Origin of the sequence: Bradyrhizobium sp. HKCCYLS3013, assembly GCF_051167615.1 — a bacterium.
In the GTDB taxonomy this organism is placed as follows: Bacteria; Pseudomonadota; Alphaproteobacteria; order Rhizobiales; family Xanthobacteraceae; genus Bradyrhizobium.
Genome location: NZ_JBNPTK010000001.1, coordinates 716,270 through 732,916 on the forward strand (window position 1 = coordinate 716,270; position 16,647 = coordinate 732,916).

Genomic DNA, 16,647 nt, shown 5'->3' on the forward strand with positions numbered 1-16,647 from the left:
CACCGCCATACCGGCGCGCGCCCGGCGTTGATCGGCATCAATCGCGGCGGGATGGCGGGAACGGACTGTTAACACAGTTTACGTTCCGCGTTGCACCAATGACGTTGTGCAACTGCGTTGCAGCCGACGCAGAGGGACATGCGATGGCCGCTAGGCGCGGCCCGTGACGAATGACCACAGCAGCGCCAGCACGGCGATGGCCATGATGCCTGTCCCCATCCATCCCAGGGCGATCAGCCAGGACCGTCCGCGGAAGCGGCCCATCAGCCCGGCATTGGACACGATCACCATCATCATCGCCATGATCGGCACGGCGGCGATGCCGTTGAGCACGGCGCTCCACACCAGCATGTGGATCGGGTCGATGCCGGTGAAGCCGAGCCCGAAGCCGATGATCGTGGCGGCAGCAATGATGCTGTAGAAGCCGACCGCCTCGTCCGGCTTGGCCTCCAGGGTCGCGTGCCAGCCGAAGATCTCGGCGACGGCGTATGCGGCCGAGCCCGCCAGCACCGGGATCGCCAGCATGCCGGTCCCGATGATGCCGAGCGCGAACAACAGGAAGGTGAAGTCGCCCGCGAGCGGGCGCAGGGCTTCGGCCGCCTGCGTCGCCGAGTCGATTTTGGTGATGCCATGCGCGTGCAGCACCGTGGCGGTCGTCACGATGATGAAGAACGCGATCGCGTTGGAGAAGATCATGCCGATCGTGGTGTCGATCCTGATCCGGCGGAGGTCGGGGTGGTCCTTCTTCGACAGCTCGCGCAAGGGACGGTCGACCTTGCCCTGGTTCATCTCCTCGACCTCCTGCGAGGCCTGCCAGAAGAACAGGTAGGGGCTGATGGTGGTGCCGAGCACAGCCACCACCGTCAGCAGATAGTCGGCCTCCGTCGAGAGGCTGGGCCAAACCGCCGCGAGCAGCGCCGTGCTCCAGGGCACTTTGACCATCAAGGCGGTCGCGACGTAGGCGAACAGGCTGAGGGTCAGCACCTTGATGAAAGGTGCGTAGCGGCGGTAGGGCAGGAATACCTGGAGCAGCGTCGACCCGGCGGCGAAGATGAGCGCGTGCTCATGATTGAGACCGCCGATCACCAGCGACAGCGACTCCGCCATCGCCGCGATATCGGCTGCGATGTTGAAGGTGTTGGCGCCGACCAGCAGCGCGACGAGGCCGAAGACGATCCCGCGTGGCGCAAGCGCGGTGATGTTGGCCGCCAGCCCTTTGCCGGTGACACGGCCGATGCGCGCGCTCACCAGCTGGATCGCGATCATGAAAGGCGCTGTCAGAAAGACCGTCCACAACAGCCCATAACCGAACTGCGCGCCGGCCTGGGAGTACGTTGCTATTCCCGACGGGTCGTCGTCAGCGGCACCGGTCACGAGACCTGGACCCAACAGCCGGAATACGCTCCAGGGCGACCGTCTCGGTGTGTTCGGTTCAGATGCAACGGTCGTGGCCATGGCAGCACTCCCCCGGCGGTGTATGTCTCGAAGTCGCACGCCCCCTTTTTGTTCCCGGCTCCGGAACCGGAGGAGAGTACCTGCGTTCCAGATCACGTCGGATTTCGACCAGGGGGAGCGCGTGCCGGACGAGCGGCAAACAGGGCATGATCAGGAGCTCGGCATGGCCGAGCGCGAGAGGCTTTTTTCCGGAGGCAGTGAGCTGGCCGGACTGATGTTGCGGTTCGATTGGGAGAGCACCTCGATCGGACCGCCGGAGCATTGGCCGCAGAGCCTGAAGACGGCCGTCAGGATCATGCTGACATCCCAACAGCCGATCTGGATCGGTTGGGGAAGGGAGCTGATCTATCTCTACAACGATGCTTACAAGACCATCATCGGCGGCAAACATCCGTGGGCACTCGGCCGACCGATCTCTGCAGTCTGGCACGAGATCTGGGAGGACATCGGTCCGTTGCTGGCCAAGGCCGGCGGCGGTGACCAGGGCACCTATGTCGAGGCGCAACTCCTGATCATGGAGCGCAACGGCTTTCCCGAGGAGACCTACTACACGTTCTCCTACAGTCCCATTCCGGACGACGATGGATCACCTGGAGGAATCTTCTGCGCCAACACCGATGACACTCAGCGCGTGATCAGCGAGCGCCAGCTCTCGTTGCTGCGCGAACTCGCAAATGCCGGGGCCGGGGCCCGCAGCATCGATCAGGCCTGCGCAAGCTGCGCGGACGCGTTGGCGCGGGAGGCGCGCGACCTTCCGTTCGCGATGATCTACATGACCGACCCGGACGGCGAGGCGGCGCGACTGCAGGCCTTGACCGGCATCGACCGCGATCATCCCGCTGCTCAGCCGAGGCTGAGAATTCAGCCGGAAGGAACGTGGCCTCTGGCCGAAGCGCTGAAGCTGCAGGATGCGGTGCTGGTTCGTGACCTTCCGCGGCGGTTCGGTCTCAGCTTTCCGACCGGCGGATGGCGTCAGCCGCCACAGCACGCCGTTGTGCTTCCGCTGCCCGCGTCGGGGGAAGCCGGACGGGGCGGCTTCCTCGTCGCAGGTCTCAATCCGTTCCGCCTCTACGACGAGAGCTATGCCCGCTTCCTGAACCTCGTCGCGGGGCAGATTGCAGCGGCCGTCAGCAACGGCGGGGCCTATCAGGCAGAGCGGCGCCGGGCGGAAGCGCTGGCCGAAATCGACCGCGCCAAGACGACGTTCTTTTCCAACATCAGCCACGAGTTTCGTACGCCACTGACGCTGATGTTGAGCCCGCTGGAAGAGCTGCTCGGCCGCGCCGAGGCCCAACTCACCCCCGAGGCGCGATCCGCCCTCAGCCTGATCCACCGCAACGGCATTCGTCTGCTGAAGCTCGTGAACACGCTGCTCGACTTTTCGCGCATCGAGGCCGGCCGCATGACCGCGCATTTCGAGCCGATCGATCTTGCGGGTTTCACTGCCGAGCTCGTGTCCAACTTCCGCTCGGCGACGGATCCTGCCGGCCTGCGTCTCACCATCGACCGCACGCCCCTGTCCGAGCCGGTGTATGTCGACCGCGACTTGTGGGAGAAGATCGTTCTCAATCTGGTGTCGAATGCGTTCAAGTTCACCCTCGAAGGTGAAATCGCGGTGTCGATCGGCTTGTCCACTGACGGCAATCATGCCGAGCTCGAGGTTCGCGACACCGGCACCGGCATCCCGCCCAGTGAGCTGCCGCATTTGTTCGAACGGTTTCGTCGCATCGAAGGTGCGCGCGGCCGATCCTTCGAGGGCAGCGGCATCGGTCTCGCTCTCGTTCAGGAACTGGTGAGGCTTCATGGCGGGGAGATCGCCGTAGACAGCGAACTCGGCCGCGGCTCGGTTTTCACCGTGCGAATTCCGCTAGGCTCGGCGCATCTGCCGGCGGGCCAGATCGGACCTTCCCGTGTCCTGGCCGTTACCAACGTGCGTGCCGAAGCCTACATCGAGGAGGCGCTCGGATGGCTGAACGGCGGTGGGCGGTTCGAGCTTCCTCACCCGTCGTCATCCGATGACCTCGGAGTTCGCTCCGCGACGGCATCGGCCCGTGATCGCGTGGTGCTCGCGGACGACAATCCTGATATGCGCGACTACGTCCGCCGTTTGCTCGGCGAGGATTATGACGTGGAGGCGGTCAGCGATGGCATCGCGGCCCTCGAGGCCGTCCGACGGCGCCGCCCCGATCTGGTGCTGACCGACGTTATGATGCCGGGGCTCGACGGCTTCGGCCTGCTGAGAGTGCTGCGTGGCGATGCGCAGCTTCGCGACATTCCTGTGGTCATGCTGTCGGCGCGCGCCGGCGAGGAGGCCAAGGTGGAGGGACTTGATGCCGGGGCGAGCGACTATCTCACCAAGCCGTTCAGCGCGCGCGAGCTGCTGGCGCGGGTGCGCGCCAACATCGATCTGTCGCGGGTGCGGCACGAGGCCGAGATCACGCTGCGTGAGCTGAACGAGCGTCTGGAGACGCAGGTCTCCGAGCGTACCGCGGAGCTGCAGGTCAAGGAGGCGCGGCTGCGGACGATCTTCGAGGCGAGCTACACGTTCCAAGCGCTGCTCTCGTCCGATGGGACGCTTCTGGACGCCAATGCGACCTCGCTCGAAGCGATCGCTGCGCCGCTGCACGAGGTCGCAGGGCTGCCATTCTGGGAGACGCCGTGGTTTGCGGGTACGCCCGGCATGCCCGAGGTGATCAGATCCCTGGTTGACGCCGTCGCTCGCGGCGACGGGGCCCGCCAGGAGTTGCAGCTCGAACTGCCGGTCGGCGGCTCACGCTGGTTCGACTTCCAGATGCGGCCGGTGCGGGATGAGACCGGACAGGTGGCCGCCATCGTGCCCGAGGCGGTCGAGCTGACCGAACGGCGCAAGGCGGAGGAGGCGTTCCGCCAGGCCCAGAAGATGGAGGCGATCGGCCAGCTCACCGGCGGCGTCGCGCACGACTTCAACAATCTGCTGACCGTGATCCGGTCGTCGGCCGACCTGTTGCGCCGGCGCCAGCTGTCCCCGGAGCGCATGCGGCGCTACGTGGATGCGATCTCGGACACGGCGGATCGCGCCGCCAAGCTCACCGGACAGTTGCTCGCCTTCGCGCGGCGGACGCCGATGGAGCGCCGCGTCTTCGATGCCGCTGTTCATATCGAGCGGATCGAGGAGATGCTGCAGACCGTGCTCGGCGCACCGGCTGTGATCGAGCTCGATCTCGCTTTGCGCCCGCTTCCGGTCGACGTCGACATCAATCAGTTCGAGACGGCGCTCGTGAACCTCGTCGCCAATGCGCGCGATGCGATGGAGGGGCGGGGCGTCCTGAGCATTCGCGGCGAGATCGTCCGGGAGGGCGGTCAGTCCGGGCAGTCGTCGTTCGTCTCCATTGCGGTCAGCGACACCGGATCCGGCATTCCTCCAGATCAGATCGACCGGATCTTCGAGCCGTTTTTCACCACCAAGGGCGTTGGGCGCGGTACCGGCCTCGGTCTGTCCCAGGTGTACGGCTTCGTTCATCAGTCCGGCGGACGGGTGCTGGTCGACAGCGAGCTCGGCAAGGGCACGACGCTGACATTGTTGCTTCCGCTGACGGACAAACCACTGGGACCGCGCGAGCGGAGCGAGCAGGATGCCGAACAGCTCGCTGCGCGCTGGAGCGTGCTGGTCGTCGAGGACAACCCGGAGATCGGCGAATTTTCCACGCAATTGCTCGAGGACCTCGGCTACCGGACGGTGCTTGCGCGCAGCGGAACGGATGCACTGCGGATGATCGACGAGAATCCCGAGAGCTTCGATCTCGTGCTCAGCGACGTCGTGATGCCCGGCATGGACGGGGTGACGCTCGGCCAGGAAATCCGCCGGCGGTTGCCGATGATCCCGATCGTGCTCAACAGCGGTTACAGTCATGTCCTCGCTGACGGTGACCGCCACGGTTTCAGCCTGATCCAGAAGCCTTACTCGGTCGACGAGCTGTCGCGCGTGCTGCGCCATGTCATGGCCACGCGAGCGGCAGGCGCGAAGCCGGCGCCGTCGGCATGAGACGCGCGGCAGCTTTCCCCTGACTCCGGTCGGCTTCGCGCGATCAGCACTTGAAGGATCGCGCTTGACCGGCGTATTTTCGGTGCTGGGGGAAGTCTCATGGCACACGAGGAATGGCGGCTGCGCGGCGGTCGGACGCAGCGGCGGATATCTGCTCTTGTCGCGGGCGCGGCACTGGTCATGAGCGGCAGTGCCCTTGCCAAGGACGATGAGGCGGATGAGCCGGCGGGTCTTGCCGACGTCTATATCGATTTCCGCACGAACTACGCCTATCTGCCCGGCGCTGCGTTGTCGACGGGCCTCGGCGACACCTCGCTGTTCGGAACGCTGTCCCAGCTCGCAACCTTGCGCAAGCTGCTCGACCGGCCAACCTTGCCGGGGCGCCCGCAGCTCTCGGTTCCGACCAACCAGGGCGTCGGCGTCGACGTTCCGCTCACGGCGGATCTCGGCGACGCGCTCTCGCTCTATGGCGGCTTCACCGGCAGCGCGTCCTACAACGGCCTGTCCGGTTGGTCTGACGTCGCGGTGACGAGTTGGTTCCTCGGCTTCCAGGCCGATGTCTATCAGCAGAACGGTGGCGCATTCCCGACCTTGACGCTGCAGTCGACGCTGACGCGGTCGGTGCCGGACTCGCCGTTGGCGACAACGTCGTTCAATACGGTGGTCGAGGCGAAATACGCGCTCGACCCCGACGAGATGCGCGGCTGGCTGGCGGGCATCCAATATGCTCACACGGAGATCGACACCGTTCTGGCGCGGATCGGCGACACCACCGCCGGCTATGTCGGCGGCTTCTATCAGTGGGACAACAACTGGAAGGTCTCCGCGCGGGTCGGGCTGCAGTCGTTCGGCGGTGCGCAGCTGCTCGCCCTCGCGCCGATCGCGGCCTACACGCAGCCACTGGTCAGGCTCGATCTCGATCGCATGGATGACGACGACAATCGCCTGTTCGGCATCACGGCGCAGATCGCATGGGCGCCGAAGCCGGTCTATCAGCTGACCGTGCGAACGCCGCTCTACGCGATCAAGAACTGATCGTCGACGCTGCTATCGCATGCTGACGAACTTGCCCCAGAGGCCCGCGAGCAGCGCACCCGTCATCATGTAGTGCGGCTTATCGCAGAACAGGCTGCCGTAGCTGCAGACGTCGGCACCGACCGATCCGAGCTGATGCTGCGCGGCCGCGTAGAACAGCGCGGACAAGGCGGCCAGAACGACTGCGACGACATACATCAAGAAACCTCCTTCCGGCTCAGCCCGACGAGCTGCGAAATGAACTGACGATCGGCGCGCATTTGGGCGCTTGACACGTCGGGCAAATCAGGCGCATTTTGCCAACGTCGAAAAAATCATAGAGCCCGCGCCGATCAGTCGGCAGCGGGCTTTTTATGTTTCAGGAAAGGAATTCGCGCGGTGGTTATCGAAATCGGAAAACCCGATCGCCGCATTTCGATCAAATTTGACACGTCGGGCAAATCACTGACAAAATGTCAGCATCGAAATTTCCGAAATTGCGGTGGCCGCAGCCCGCCAACAGCGGTGGGCTCCTGTTCGGGGATGCTGGCGCGACTGCTTCCGGATCACCTCATTTTGCCGTTCGGCAGCGTGTGCTCTCATAGTCATCCGGATGTTGACCGTCCCGCGCGAACGGGGTGGTCGCGGGCACGATGATCGTCGTCGTGCCCGCAGCGGTCCCTCACGCGAGGGATAAGGTTCGCGCCCGAAGCGATCGCGTTGGCCGCGATCCGCCGCGCCTTTCTGTTTTCAACCGATCGGGACAGGACGATGACCGTCTATCTGATTTCGCTCGCCCTGGTAGGGCTCGTCGCGATCGCCGCCGGCGATGCGCTGTCGTGACCACGTTCCAAATCCACTTTGCAAGATTCCGGAAGCGACCATGTCGAAGACGATCACTGAAATCCGCTCGATGGCGCGCAGCCACACCAAGACGGCGATCAACACGCTGGTCGGTGTGATGCGCTCGCCCAAGGCGACCCATGCGGCCCGCGTGTCGGCCGCCAATGCCATCCTCGATCGCGGCTGGGGCAAAGCGCCTCAAGCGCTACAGAACGGCGAGGACGGTGCACTGGAGCTGATCCACCGCATCGAGCGGGTCATCGTGCATCCGGATGAGCACGATGAGGAGCAGGTGGATGAGTGATGGCAATTGCTGCGGAACGGAGCGCGGGCACCGAGCATCTTATCGCCCAAAGAGCTTCTCAAGAAAATGGTCATCGCGACATGAGCGCGGCTGTCTAGGGAGCGCCTTTACCGAACATGCTGTCTGAGCGGCGTGGGTCTTGGCGACAACTTGATCTGATCCCTGCACTGTCGCGAGCGCGATGATCCACCGCGCCGAACTGCAGACCGACTGCTGCGAGGCCTACCATTGTCCACCCTCAAGATTCCCACCGCGAAAGTGTTCGAGCCGCTGCTCGCGCCGGCCCGCTACAAGGGCGCGTTCGGCGGGCGCGGCTCAGGCAAGTCGCACTTCTTCGGCGAACTGCTGGTCGAGACCTGCCAGGCCGAGCGGGGTACGCTCGCGGTCTGCATCCGCGAGGCGCAGCGGACGCTGGCGCAATCCTCGAAGCGGCTGATCGAGGGCAAGATCGCAACGCTGGGCCTCGGCCAGGGCTTCCGGCCGTTCAGCGATCGCATCGCGACGCCGGGCGATGGGCTCATCATCTTTCGCGGGATGCAGGATCACACGGCGGAGTCGATCAAGTCGCTGGAGGGATTCCGCATCGCCTGGATCGACGAGGCACAGACCCTGAGCGCGCGCTCGCTGTCGCTGCTGCGGCCGACGATCCGCGCGCCGCGCTCGGAGCTGTGGGCGAGCTGGAATCCGCGCCGCAAGTCGGATGCCGTCGACGACTTCCTGCGCAGCCGCAAGCCGGATGGGGCGGTCGTGGTCAAGGCGAATTGGCGCGACAACCCGTGGCTTCCGGCGGTGCTGGAGGAAGAGCGGCGGCTCGACCTTGCGCTCTATCCGGATCGCTACGAGCACATTTGGGAGGGCGACTACGTGCGCGCGTTCGAAGGAGCCTATTTCGCCGATCTGCTGGCGCAAGCGAAGCGCGACGGGCGGATCGGCAGGGTGGCGGCGGATCCGCTGCTGCCGTTGCGCGCCTTCGTGGATATCGGGGGCGCCGGCGCCACGGCCGACGCCTTCACGATCTGGATCGCGCAGTGGGTCGGCAACGAAATTCGCGTGCTCGACTATTATGAGGCGGTCGGCCAGGTCCTCGCCTTCCACGTCAATTGGCTCCGCACGCGCGGCTATCAGAACGCGATCCTCTATCTTCCGCATGATGGCCTCGCGACCAACGCCGTGACCGGCAAGCGCTATGCCGACCATCTGCGCGACGCCGGCTTCGCTGTCGAACCGCCGCTCAAGAACCAGGGCACGGGTGCGGCGATGATGCGGATCGAGGCACTGCGACGACTCGGTCCGCAGCTCTGGTTCAACGAGGCAGCGACCGAAGCCGGGCGCGAGGCGCTCGGCTTCTATCACGAGCGCCGGGACGAGACACGCAATGTCGGGCTCGGCCCCGAGCACGACTGGTCGTCGCATGCCGCCGATGCGCTCGGACTGATGGCGGTCTGCTACGAAGCTCCGGGGCGAGCCGCAAGCTTCAACCGTCCCATTCGATATCAGGATGCGGGGTGGCGGTAACGGCGCCGAGAGCTGGCGTAGGGGTTGGAAAGCCGGTGGTCCACGACGTCCTGCGTGCCGCACTCTTCGCGATCGTCATTGACAATCGTGAATCGTCGGCGTTCTTTATTTGTTCCTGACACGCCCGCTGACTCCGAACTTCGTGAAGGCCGACATGCAGCTTCTGTTCAAGCTTCTAAAGTATGGCTCCGTAACGCTCATTCTCGCCGCTTGGTTTCCGCTTCAGTTTTCAGTTGTTTCGAACCTTCCGCAGCTTGCGCTGGCGGTCGTCGTGACTGGCTATCTGATTGCGATCCTTCTGCTTGCCCTGGCGGCCGTGTCAGGAAGGTTTGGCGTGAAGCTGACAGCTCGGCTGAATTGGTGGTTTGTACTGTTCGCACCTGCGGCACTTGCGCCGCCTGTCCACCTCTATCTGGTGCTCGAAACCTATTGGTACGACATCTACTACCGCTGCGACGAGTGCGGATGGGTGCAGTTCTTGGCTCTTTTTATGAAGGCGCGGGAGAGCCTCCTCGTGTCCCATCTACTCCAGATCCTTACTGTGGCCGCAGCGCTCTATGCCATCCTCCTCGTTTCAAGCCTCTTCATCAAAGTCATGCATGGACGTTTCCAGGGGAATTGAATGACGACCTATTTGCGAACTGCGGAAGATAGAAAGCGGGCGCTCCTGGATGATGTGCCGGATACCAAGTTCGAATTCGAAAGCCAGAAGTTCTCCGACATTCCGAAGGATAAGCGACCTGCCATAAATAATATTTTGCAGAACCATCGGTGGGGTGCTCAGCAAGTCAAGACGTACAATAAGTTGATCGAGGAGGCAGCCGGGCGCCATGGGGTAAACCCCGATCTCGTAAGAGCCGTGATCTACACGGAGGTCTCGAGAGGCGGCGAATACGGTTATCCGGGCGAGGCTGTAGGCCGGGCGGTGAGATCGCTGTTCCAACTCGATCATGACGTGATTGCTCGCACGATTCTGCCAGGCAACATCGATTCCAGTTGGCAGAAGCTCATTCCCGGATCTGACGTTCACTCCCCGCGAGACAACATCGAGCTCACCGCGAAGCTGCTGGCAGGGATCGCAAAGCGGCTGGACGATCCCAGCGTCGAAAACATCTACTCGCTCTACAACGGCCTGTCACACGATCGAACGTATGTGAACAAGCAGATCAAGTCGACGCCTTACTATGCCAAGCGTGCGTTCGAGGATAAGGCCTGGGAGAAAGACGAGTGGTCCGCGCCTGATCTGGCCGATGGTCCCGCGGGGGACGTACCGGTGACTCCGGACAACCGGGTCGGTCCCGTCGGATCGCGTGCGCCGTCGGCTGCTCATGATGCTCCCGCCTGGTTCGACGACCGCTTCGGCCGATGGTCCCCTGCGACCAGCGATGCCGCGGCGTCACAATCACCGCTCCTGCGTGAGCTCGCGCGACGCGGGACTGCGGAGGCGGCTGGCGCTCAGCCGCTTCAGCCAGGGTCCCCACCGCCGTCTCTGCTGTTTCCTGGAGGGGCAGGAGAGCCGCCGAACCCGGCCGACCTCGCCGCGAGTGGAGGCGGCCCCTATCCGGTCAAGTCTCCCATCCGCATCCTGCGCTCCCGCCGCGCAGATCAGATGCTGCCAACAGCAAGCCTCGGACCGTCCGGGACTGCTCCCAATCAATTGCCCGTCGGGGATCAAGCGCCATCGTTCGACGATCGTTTCGGAAGCTGGGCGTCGACCGGCAATGTGACCGCGCCGCTCTCGCCCTACCAGCCGTTCTTGCCGTTGCCGGAGTCGGCAGGCTCGGGCGGTGTGCTCACCCGGAATGCAATGCCGGATTATCCGTTCGAGATTCCGGCGTTTGGAGAGGCATCGCCTGGTTTGGAGGATTGGGCCGGGACTCGGCGTCGGCGCTCGCCATGGGGCCCGTCGCGCTGATTTGCGGCGCGTCTGCGAGCAGGCCTCGCGGCGATCGCGTCTGGCGCCTTCCCGTTGATGCCGCTCTCCAGTGCCCGGCACCAGTCGGCCCATCTCATCGCTCACATCATGTCAACGATACGGTTCTGACCATGCCGAAAATGTCGAACGCCGACCTCAAGACGATGCTCGCCGCCGAGAAGGCGGATGCACTGGCCGCCATCTCCGCCGCACGGCTGGCGGAAGAGCGCGCCGATGCGATGGACTATTATCTCGGCAACATGCGCAAGGACATGCCTGCGCAGGAGGGGCGCTCGCGGGTGGTCTCGACCGATGTCGCCGATACGGTAGAAGGACTGATGCCGCATTTGATGGACATCTTCGCCGGATCCGACGAGGTTGTGCGGTTCGAGCCCGTCGGTCCGGAGGACGAGGCCGCCGCGGCGCAGGAGACCGATTACGTCAATCACGTCTTCATGCAGCAGAACCCCGGCTTCATGATCCTGTATTCCTTCATCAAGGATGCTCTCCTCTCGAAGGTCGGTGTCGTCAAGGTGTGGTGGGAGGAACGCGAGGAGGAGAGCCGCGAGACGTATTACGATCTCAGCGAGGACCAATTCGCGCTGCTGGCGCAGTCGGTCATGGACTCCGACGGGGCGATGAGGATCGTTGCGCATAGCGTGCGCGGGGGAGAAGACGGCCTACACCAGTCTTCAGGAAGAGCGCCGTCGGCGACCGGCTTGATGGTGTCGGGTGGAGCCTCGGTGCCAGGCGCCGACGCGCATCGGCTCGCGTGAGCTGAGTAGATGCGATCATGACAGGAAGCCGATCGTCATCCACGGCGCACTTCCTCTGCAGTTTCAGGACGATGGGATATCGCTATCCATTCTTGGCCCACGCATTCGAGCCGACGGCTCCAGCAGAAATCCGAGCCGAGGGCGACAGAGCTATGGGCTTGCCCTGCGCAGCCTGCCTGTTCTTCTGAGATTCTTTGCCGCCGGCAATCCGGTGTTTGGCCGTCTTGTGCTGCTCTCCTTCGGCTGGGCGGCGTATCGCGCGGTCGCGGAGTGAAGGACCGATGACGACTTGGTCCTGACGGCTGGTATCGCGGGAAAGGGCCGAACGCGGTCGATAGCCCTGCCTTCAGCCGATGTCTCCCGTTCGCTTCAGAGGCGGCCGCCTGCAGTTTTCCGACACGATGCTCAGCCCAGCGCGCCGAGCACCAAGATCAACAGAAGCCCGATGGCCGACCACGCCCATATCGCACGCTCGTTCCATATTGCGGTCTTCAGACGGTCACGACCGGGCTCCGTCAGTTTCGTCGGGTCCATTGCCGAGAAACGAAATCTCAGCAACCACCATCGTCTGTAATAACTCGGCATCATGTACTTCATGTCTGAAGCGTCTGGAGCAATGTGGTTGTGGATGATGCGAAGATCATTCAGCCATCGCGCCGACAGCGTCAGGCGGACGATCGTCCAGATCAGAAGGATGCCGATTGCCGTGTAGGACATGTTCGCAAGGGGAAACAGAATTATAGATCACAGTCGATGTTCATTCCGCTTGATGAGGATAATTTAGTGTCGGTCAACGAGAAAGGCAACCTTCGCCCGGATGGCATCTCTCTCGAGCTGCCGTTCATCGGTTGGGGAGGTGCATATTATTGGAATCCGGGCGCGCCAGCTGCGCCGAGTGTCACCTTGACGAGAGGCGTCGGCATGGGCGGAGGAGGGGCTCACCTCATTCATCTCAGAAGGGGCATGACCTCCGAAGATACTCTAGGATACGGCGCTTCGGTCAACATGCCGTCCTTGAATGTCAACGCCACGATTCCGGACACATACGGCATCCCTGAACCTTGGAACGCAAAAGTTTCGTCGATCGGGGCGGGCGTCGCCATTCCGGGGTTCGGTGCGAACTATACGGTCGCGCCGGCACGGATCGCAGAATTCATCAAGAAGTACATTTTGGGTGTAAGGTCGGAAAAGCCACCTTCAGCATCCATGCCGACTTTTCAGAGCGGGCGGATAAGAACGGAGCCCGCCTCCGAACCACCCGTGCCTTATGCCGGCTCCTCGTTGAACAGAAACGACTTCGGTTCGAGAATCGCTCCCTGGGCGTCCGGGTACCCTGGCGGTCGTGACGAACCGTCAGCTGGGACAGTTTCGCGCAACGAGGCCGATCGAGCGTTTTCCGCCGGAGCTTCGGCCATTCCCTACATCCGAGACGCGGCTCGTGCCTCTGCTGCAGGCTTTCCCGGCGTAGGCGAATCTCCCTCAAGAGGCGGCACCGTCGCGAGCGGGCAGGCCGGTACTCCCGTTGGCGGTCTGCTCGGGATGATTCAGGACTACCTCCTGACCGAAGCGTCACGGGGCGAAAGCCGTTAGGCGCCGGCTCGATTTGTCCATTCTCCAGCATCAACGAGTCCATGACCATGACCATGCCTCTGCCGCCGGCGCCGCTGCAACCGGTGCCGGAACCGATCACGCACGACGTCACCATCGTCACCACGCGAAAATTCGCCCATGCGCGGGTGATGGGCGTGCCGCCCGAGGAGTTCGGGATCGAGCGCGGCGCGCGCTCGATCCGTGACTGCAACTACTGCTTCCACGAGATCGTCACCAAAACGGAGGCTCAGCTGATTGCCGAAGGGTTCGACCCTGCGCAGATCAAGTCGCTCGGCGACTACACCGGGACGACGCAGGTCGAAACGCTTGCGCGCGATACGGTCGACGAGCATTCACGGGCATCGTCGAGCGCATCGAATTCGGGCACCAGGCTCGTGCGCATCACCGAGCACTATGTCCGGATCGACTATGAAGGCGACGGCAGGCCGTGCCTGTACCAGATCATCACCGGTGGCGACCAAGGCGAGATCCTGCGCAAGGATGGACAGGACTGCATCACGCCGTTCGACGCGATCCCGTTCGCCGCGACCACGCCGGTGCCGATGACGCACCGCTTCTTCGGGCGTTCGATCGCCGATCTGGTGATGCCGCTGCAGCGCGAAAAGACGGCGTTGAAGCGCGGCGCGCTGGACAATCTCTATCTGCACAACAATCCCCGCGTCGAGGTGGCCGAGGCGAACGCCGGCCCCAACACGCTGGACGATCTCCTGGTCTCGCGTCCAGGCGGTGTGGTTCGCACCAAGACGGCGGGCGGGCTGAACTGGCAGGTGGTGCCTGACATCACCAGCTCGATCTATCCGATGCTGCAATATATCGATGCCGAGCTTGAGAGCCGCTCGGGGCTCTCGAAGCAGGCGCAGGGCATCGACGCCAACGCGCTGCAGAACCAGTCGGCGACGGCAGTTGCGCAAGTATTCTCCGCCTCGCAGATGCGCATCAAGCTGATCGCGCGGATCATGGCGGAGGGCGTGCGAGACATGTTCGGCCTGCTGCATGGCACGATCCGCAAGCACGGTCAGCAGCGCCAGACCGTACGGCTGCGTAATGCCTGGGTCCAAATCGATCCGCGCAGCTGGAAGACGCGCGACGACATGACGATCGAGGTCGGGCTCGGCTCTGGCGGCAAGGCGCAGCAGTTCGCGCAGACCATGGCGATTGCCAACGTCCAGAAGGAGCTGGCGATGGCCGGCAAGATCAACCTGGTCGGCGATCGCGAGCTCTACAACACGGCGGCCGAGCTGACGCGGATCATGGGGCACAAGAATCCCGGTCGGTTCTTCAATGATCCGGCCGCGGTCGACCCGCAGACCGGCCGGCCGCTGCATCCGCCGCCGGCGCCGCTGCAGCCGCCACCCGATCCGAAGCTGCTCGCGGCGCAGGCGCGTCTGCAGACCGAGCAGGCGATCGCCGCGCACAAGGCGGAGCTGGCGCAGCAGCAGGCGCACAACGACATGGTCCATCAGCAGGTGAAGATGCAGGCGGAGATCGAGCTGGCCAAGATCAAGGCCGGGCTGGATGCCAAGATCGCGCTGCTCGATGCGCACCTCAAGTCGATCGAGGCGGCGCAGAAGCGCGAACAAGTGCGTGCGGCTCACGAGCTGAAGATTGCCGAAGCGGCCGTGGGCCTTGCAACTGCAGCTCATGCCAATCGCGCGTCTGATGAGCAGAAGGAGCGGCACGATGACTGACGAGAGCATCCTGCAACAGACGGCGGCGCGGGGGACTCGCGCCAAGGCGCTGCTCGACGACGAACTGCTCGCCGGCGCCTTCGACGTGCTGGAGGCGAGCTACAGCGCGGCCTGGCGGCAGACCCAGATCGACGACGTCGCCGGCCGCGAAAAGCTGTTCCTCGCCATCAACATCGTCGGCAAAGTGCGCGACCATCTCGGCGCGATCATCGCCAACGGCAAGCTGGCGGAGGCGGAGCTGAGGGAGCTCGCGCGGACGGCGGAGCGCAGGAAACGGTTCGGCGTGCTGTAGGGTGGTTTGACGGAGAACAATCAAAAGCTGTATTGACATGTTCTTTGTTTGTTCTAAGCTTCGCGAAAGTTCTCGGTCCGATTTTTTGGAGAATTTTGCCGGCACACGACGCGCGGAATCGTGCGTATCGATCGCGCTGGTGGGCGAACGTTCTCGCTACCGTATCCGGAATTTGAGAGTGCCAACGACAACCTCTCCTTCAGCAAATACGGCTGTTACCTCATACTTCAAGGAACGTGGCTGGGAGGGAGGTTTCCGGAAACACGCACCTTTTGGCCGTTCAGGCTCCAGAATGCAAACGATGAGAAGCGACAATGCCACGATACGAGTACCGAGGTTGTGGGCTGCGCTGGAGCGCGGCTGGACGACAGGAGAGAGGACGGCGACCGTTCAGAGGGCCACGGATGGTCAGCAAATTGCTTCGGTGGGCCGGCTCCATTTTTCTCCTTCTGTATGCGACCGGACTGGCCGCCCATGACGCGAAACCGAATCCCGAGGCCTATCATCGCGCCGTTGAATATTGTCGCGGTGACGTCCCGCAACCGACGGCGATCAGTCCTGACCGAACGATCGTCTGCTTCAGCGCGAAGACCGGCCTCGATGTCGACGTGTCTACGGTGAACCAGATCGCTGATAACGGGCTATTCGTGTTGAGCGGCTATGGTGGCAAGCGCGACACTGCGATGAGCGTCTCCGATCTACTGCGCAGCCGCAACGCAACCGTGGTGGTGTTCGACGTCTGCGCCTACCATTGTGCGGAGTATTACTTCGTGGCGTCGGCGAGAACCTACGTCGTGAAGAATACGATCGTGGTATGGCAGCACTTCTTATCGGATTGCCAGGTCACGTTTCGTGAGCCGCATGATTCCAGCGTTCCGAAATTGTGGCGTGCGGAGTGTCCGAACGGAAAGGAATGGCGTCTCTCTTTTGCGAGCGATGCTCCGGTGCTCAGACAATTTTATCAGGACAGGGTCGTCGATCGGTATCATTTCGAGCCGCTGCCGGACAGCGAATATGTCCGAAAGCGCTTGAAGCGGCTCTACGATCAGACAGGACGTTTTCCAGAGATCGGATGGATGTTGAGTCCGACCTCGCTCAAGCGTCTGTTCAAGGCGGATATCACTTATGAGGCCTATCCTCAGTCGCAAGAGGAGGCGACGGCATTGGCCAACCAGTTCGGCGCGCGCGACGTGATCTATGATCCATGATCGGC

Annotated in this window: 15 protein-coding genes; 12 read left to right on the forward strand and 3 right to left on the reverse strand. The window is 63.3% G+C overall.

Annotated features, from left to right (window positions below; translation table 11 throughout):
* Positions 1-150: 150 nt before the first annotated feature.
* Positions 151-1,455 carry an NRAMP family divalent metal transporter gene (locus ACQR1F_RS03485; RefSeq protein ID WP_315803603.1) on the reverse strand — a complete coding sequence of 435 codons (1,305 nt, stop codon included), beginning with the start codon at positions 1,453-1,455 and terminating at the stop codon, positions 151-153.
* A gap of 163 nt (positions 1,456-1,618) precedes the next feature.
* On the opposite strand from ACQR1F_RS03485, the gene ACQR1F_RS03490 reads away from it, so the two are divergent.
* Together ACQR1F_RS03490 and ACQR1F_RS03495 are read left to right on the forward strand one after the other, a co-directional pair.
* The gene (locus tag ACQR1F_RS03490) at positions 1,619-5,476 is read left to right on the forward strand and encodes an ATP-binding protein (RefSeq protein WP_434912526.1); all 3,858 of its coding nucleotides are present in this window, start codon (positions 1,619-1,621) and stop codon (positions 5,474-5,476) included.
* Between the two features lie 99 nt (positions 5,477-5,575).
* Positions 5,576-6,511, forward strand: a complete 936-nt coding sequence (locus tag ACQR1F_RS03495) for a hypothetical protein (RefSeq protein ID WP_316216955.1) — start codon at positions 5,576-5,578, stop codon at positions 6,509-6,511.
* 12 nt (positions 6,512-6,523) lie between these two features.
* Here ACQR1F_RS03495 and ACQR1F_RS03500 read toward each other — a convergent pair whose 3' ends face one another.
* On the reverse strand, positions 6,524-6,709 hold the full coding sequence (locus tag ACQR1F_RS03500; protein ID WP_315803600.1) for a hypothetical protein: 186 nt from the start codon (positions 6,707-6,709) through the stop codon (positions 6,524-6,526).
* A gap of 501 nt (positions 6,710-7,210) precedes the next feature.
* Here ACQR1F_RS03500 and ACQR1F_RS03505 point away from each other — a divergent pair.
* The 6 genes from ACQR1F_RS03505 to ACQR1F_RS03530 all read left to right on the forward strand — a co-directional run bounded on the left by ACQR1F_RS03505 (position 7,211) and on the right by ACQR1F_RS03530 (position 11,843).
* Positions 7,211-7,333, forward strand: a complete 123-nt coding sequence (locus ACQR1F_RS03505) for a hypothetical protein (protein ID WP_316180034.1) — start codon at positions 7,211-7,213, stop codon at positions 7,331-7,333.
* A gap of 40 nt (positions 7,334-7,373) precedes the next feature.
* Positions 7,374-7,637 (forward strand): hypothetical protein, encoded by a 264-nt coding sequence (locus ACQR1F_RS03510; RefSeq protein ID WP_316216954.1) that lies wholly within the window; start codon positions 7,374-7,376, stop codon positions 7,635-7,637.
* Positions 7,638-7,865: 228 nt separating this feature from the next.
* Positions 7,866-9,152: a PBSX family phage terminase large subunit gene (locus ACQR1F_RS03515; protein ID WP_434837759.1), complete on the forward strand. Its 1,287-nt coding sequence runs from the start codon at positions 7,866-7,868 to the stop codon at positions 9,150-9,152.
* A gap of 154 nt (positions 9,153-9,306) precedes the next feature.
* On the forward strand, positions 9,307-9,774 hold the full coding sequence (locus ACQR1F_RS03520; protein WP_316216952.1) for a hypothetical protein: 468 nt from the start codon (positions 9,307-9,309) through the stop codon (positions 9,772-9,774).
* A complete protein-coding gene (locus ACQR1F_RS03525) occupies positions 9,775-11,067 on the forward strand; it encodes a hypothetical protein (RefSeq protein ID WP_434912527.1) in 1,293 nt (430 codons plus the stop codon).
* A 131-nt stretch (positions 11,068-11,198) separates the two neighbouring features.
* Positions 11,199-11,843, forward strand: a complete 645-nt coding sequence (locus ACQR1F_RS03530; protein ID WP_434912528.1) for a portal protein — start codon at positions 11,199-11,201, stop codon at positions 11,841-11,843.
* 405 nt (positions 11,844-12,248) lie between these two features.
* Here the strand turns inward: ACQR1F_RS03530 and ACQR1F_RS03535 are convergent, their stop codons facing one another.
* Entirely contained in the window at positions 12,249-12,560 is a 312-nt protein-coding gene (locus tag ACQR1F_RS03535) for a hypothetical protein (protein WP_316216949.1), read from the reverse strand.
* A gap of 36 nt (positions 12,561-12,596) precedes the next feature.
* On the opposite strand from ACQR1F_RS03535, the gene ACQR1F_RS03540 reads away from it, so the two are divergent.
* The 4 genes from ACQR1F_RS03540 (at position 12,597) to ACQR1F_RS03555 (ending at position 16,642) form a co-directional block, all read left to right on the forward strand.
* Positions 12,597-13,433, forward strand: a complete 837-nt coding sequence (locus ACQR1F_RS03540; protein ID WP_434837760.1) for a hypothetical protein — start codon at positions 12,597-12,599, stop codon at positions 13,431-13,433.
* A 47-nt stretch (positions 13,434-13,480) separates the two neighbouring features.
* Positions 13,481-15,142: a portal protein gene (locus ACQR1F_RS03545; RefSeq protein ID WP_434837761.1), complete on the forward strand. Its 1,662-nt coding sequence runs from the start codon at positions 13,481-13,483 to the stop codon at positions 15,140-15,142.
* Positions 15,135-15,434, forward strand: a complete 300-nt coding sequence (locus ACQR1F_RS03550) for a hypothetical protein (RefSeq protein ID WP_316216946.1) — start codon at positions 15,135-15,137, stop codon at positions 15,432-15,434. The genes ACQR1F_RS03545 and ACQR1F_RS03550 overlap by 8 nt, the downstream gene beginning before the upstream one ends.
* 404 nt (positions 15,435-15,838) lie before the next feature.
* The gene (locus ACQR1F_RS03555) at positions 15,839-16,642 is read left to right on the forward strand and encodes a hypothetical protein (protein WP_434891914.1); all 804 of its coding nucleotides are present in this window, start codon (positions 15,839-15,841) and stop codon (positions 16,640-16,642) included.
* Positions 16,643-16,647: the final 5 nt, after the last annotated feature.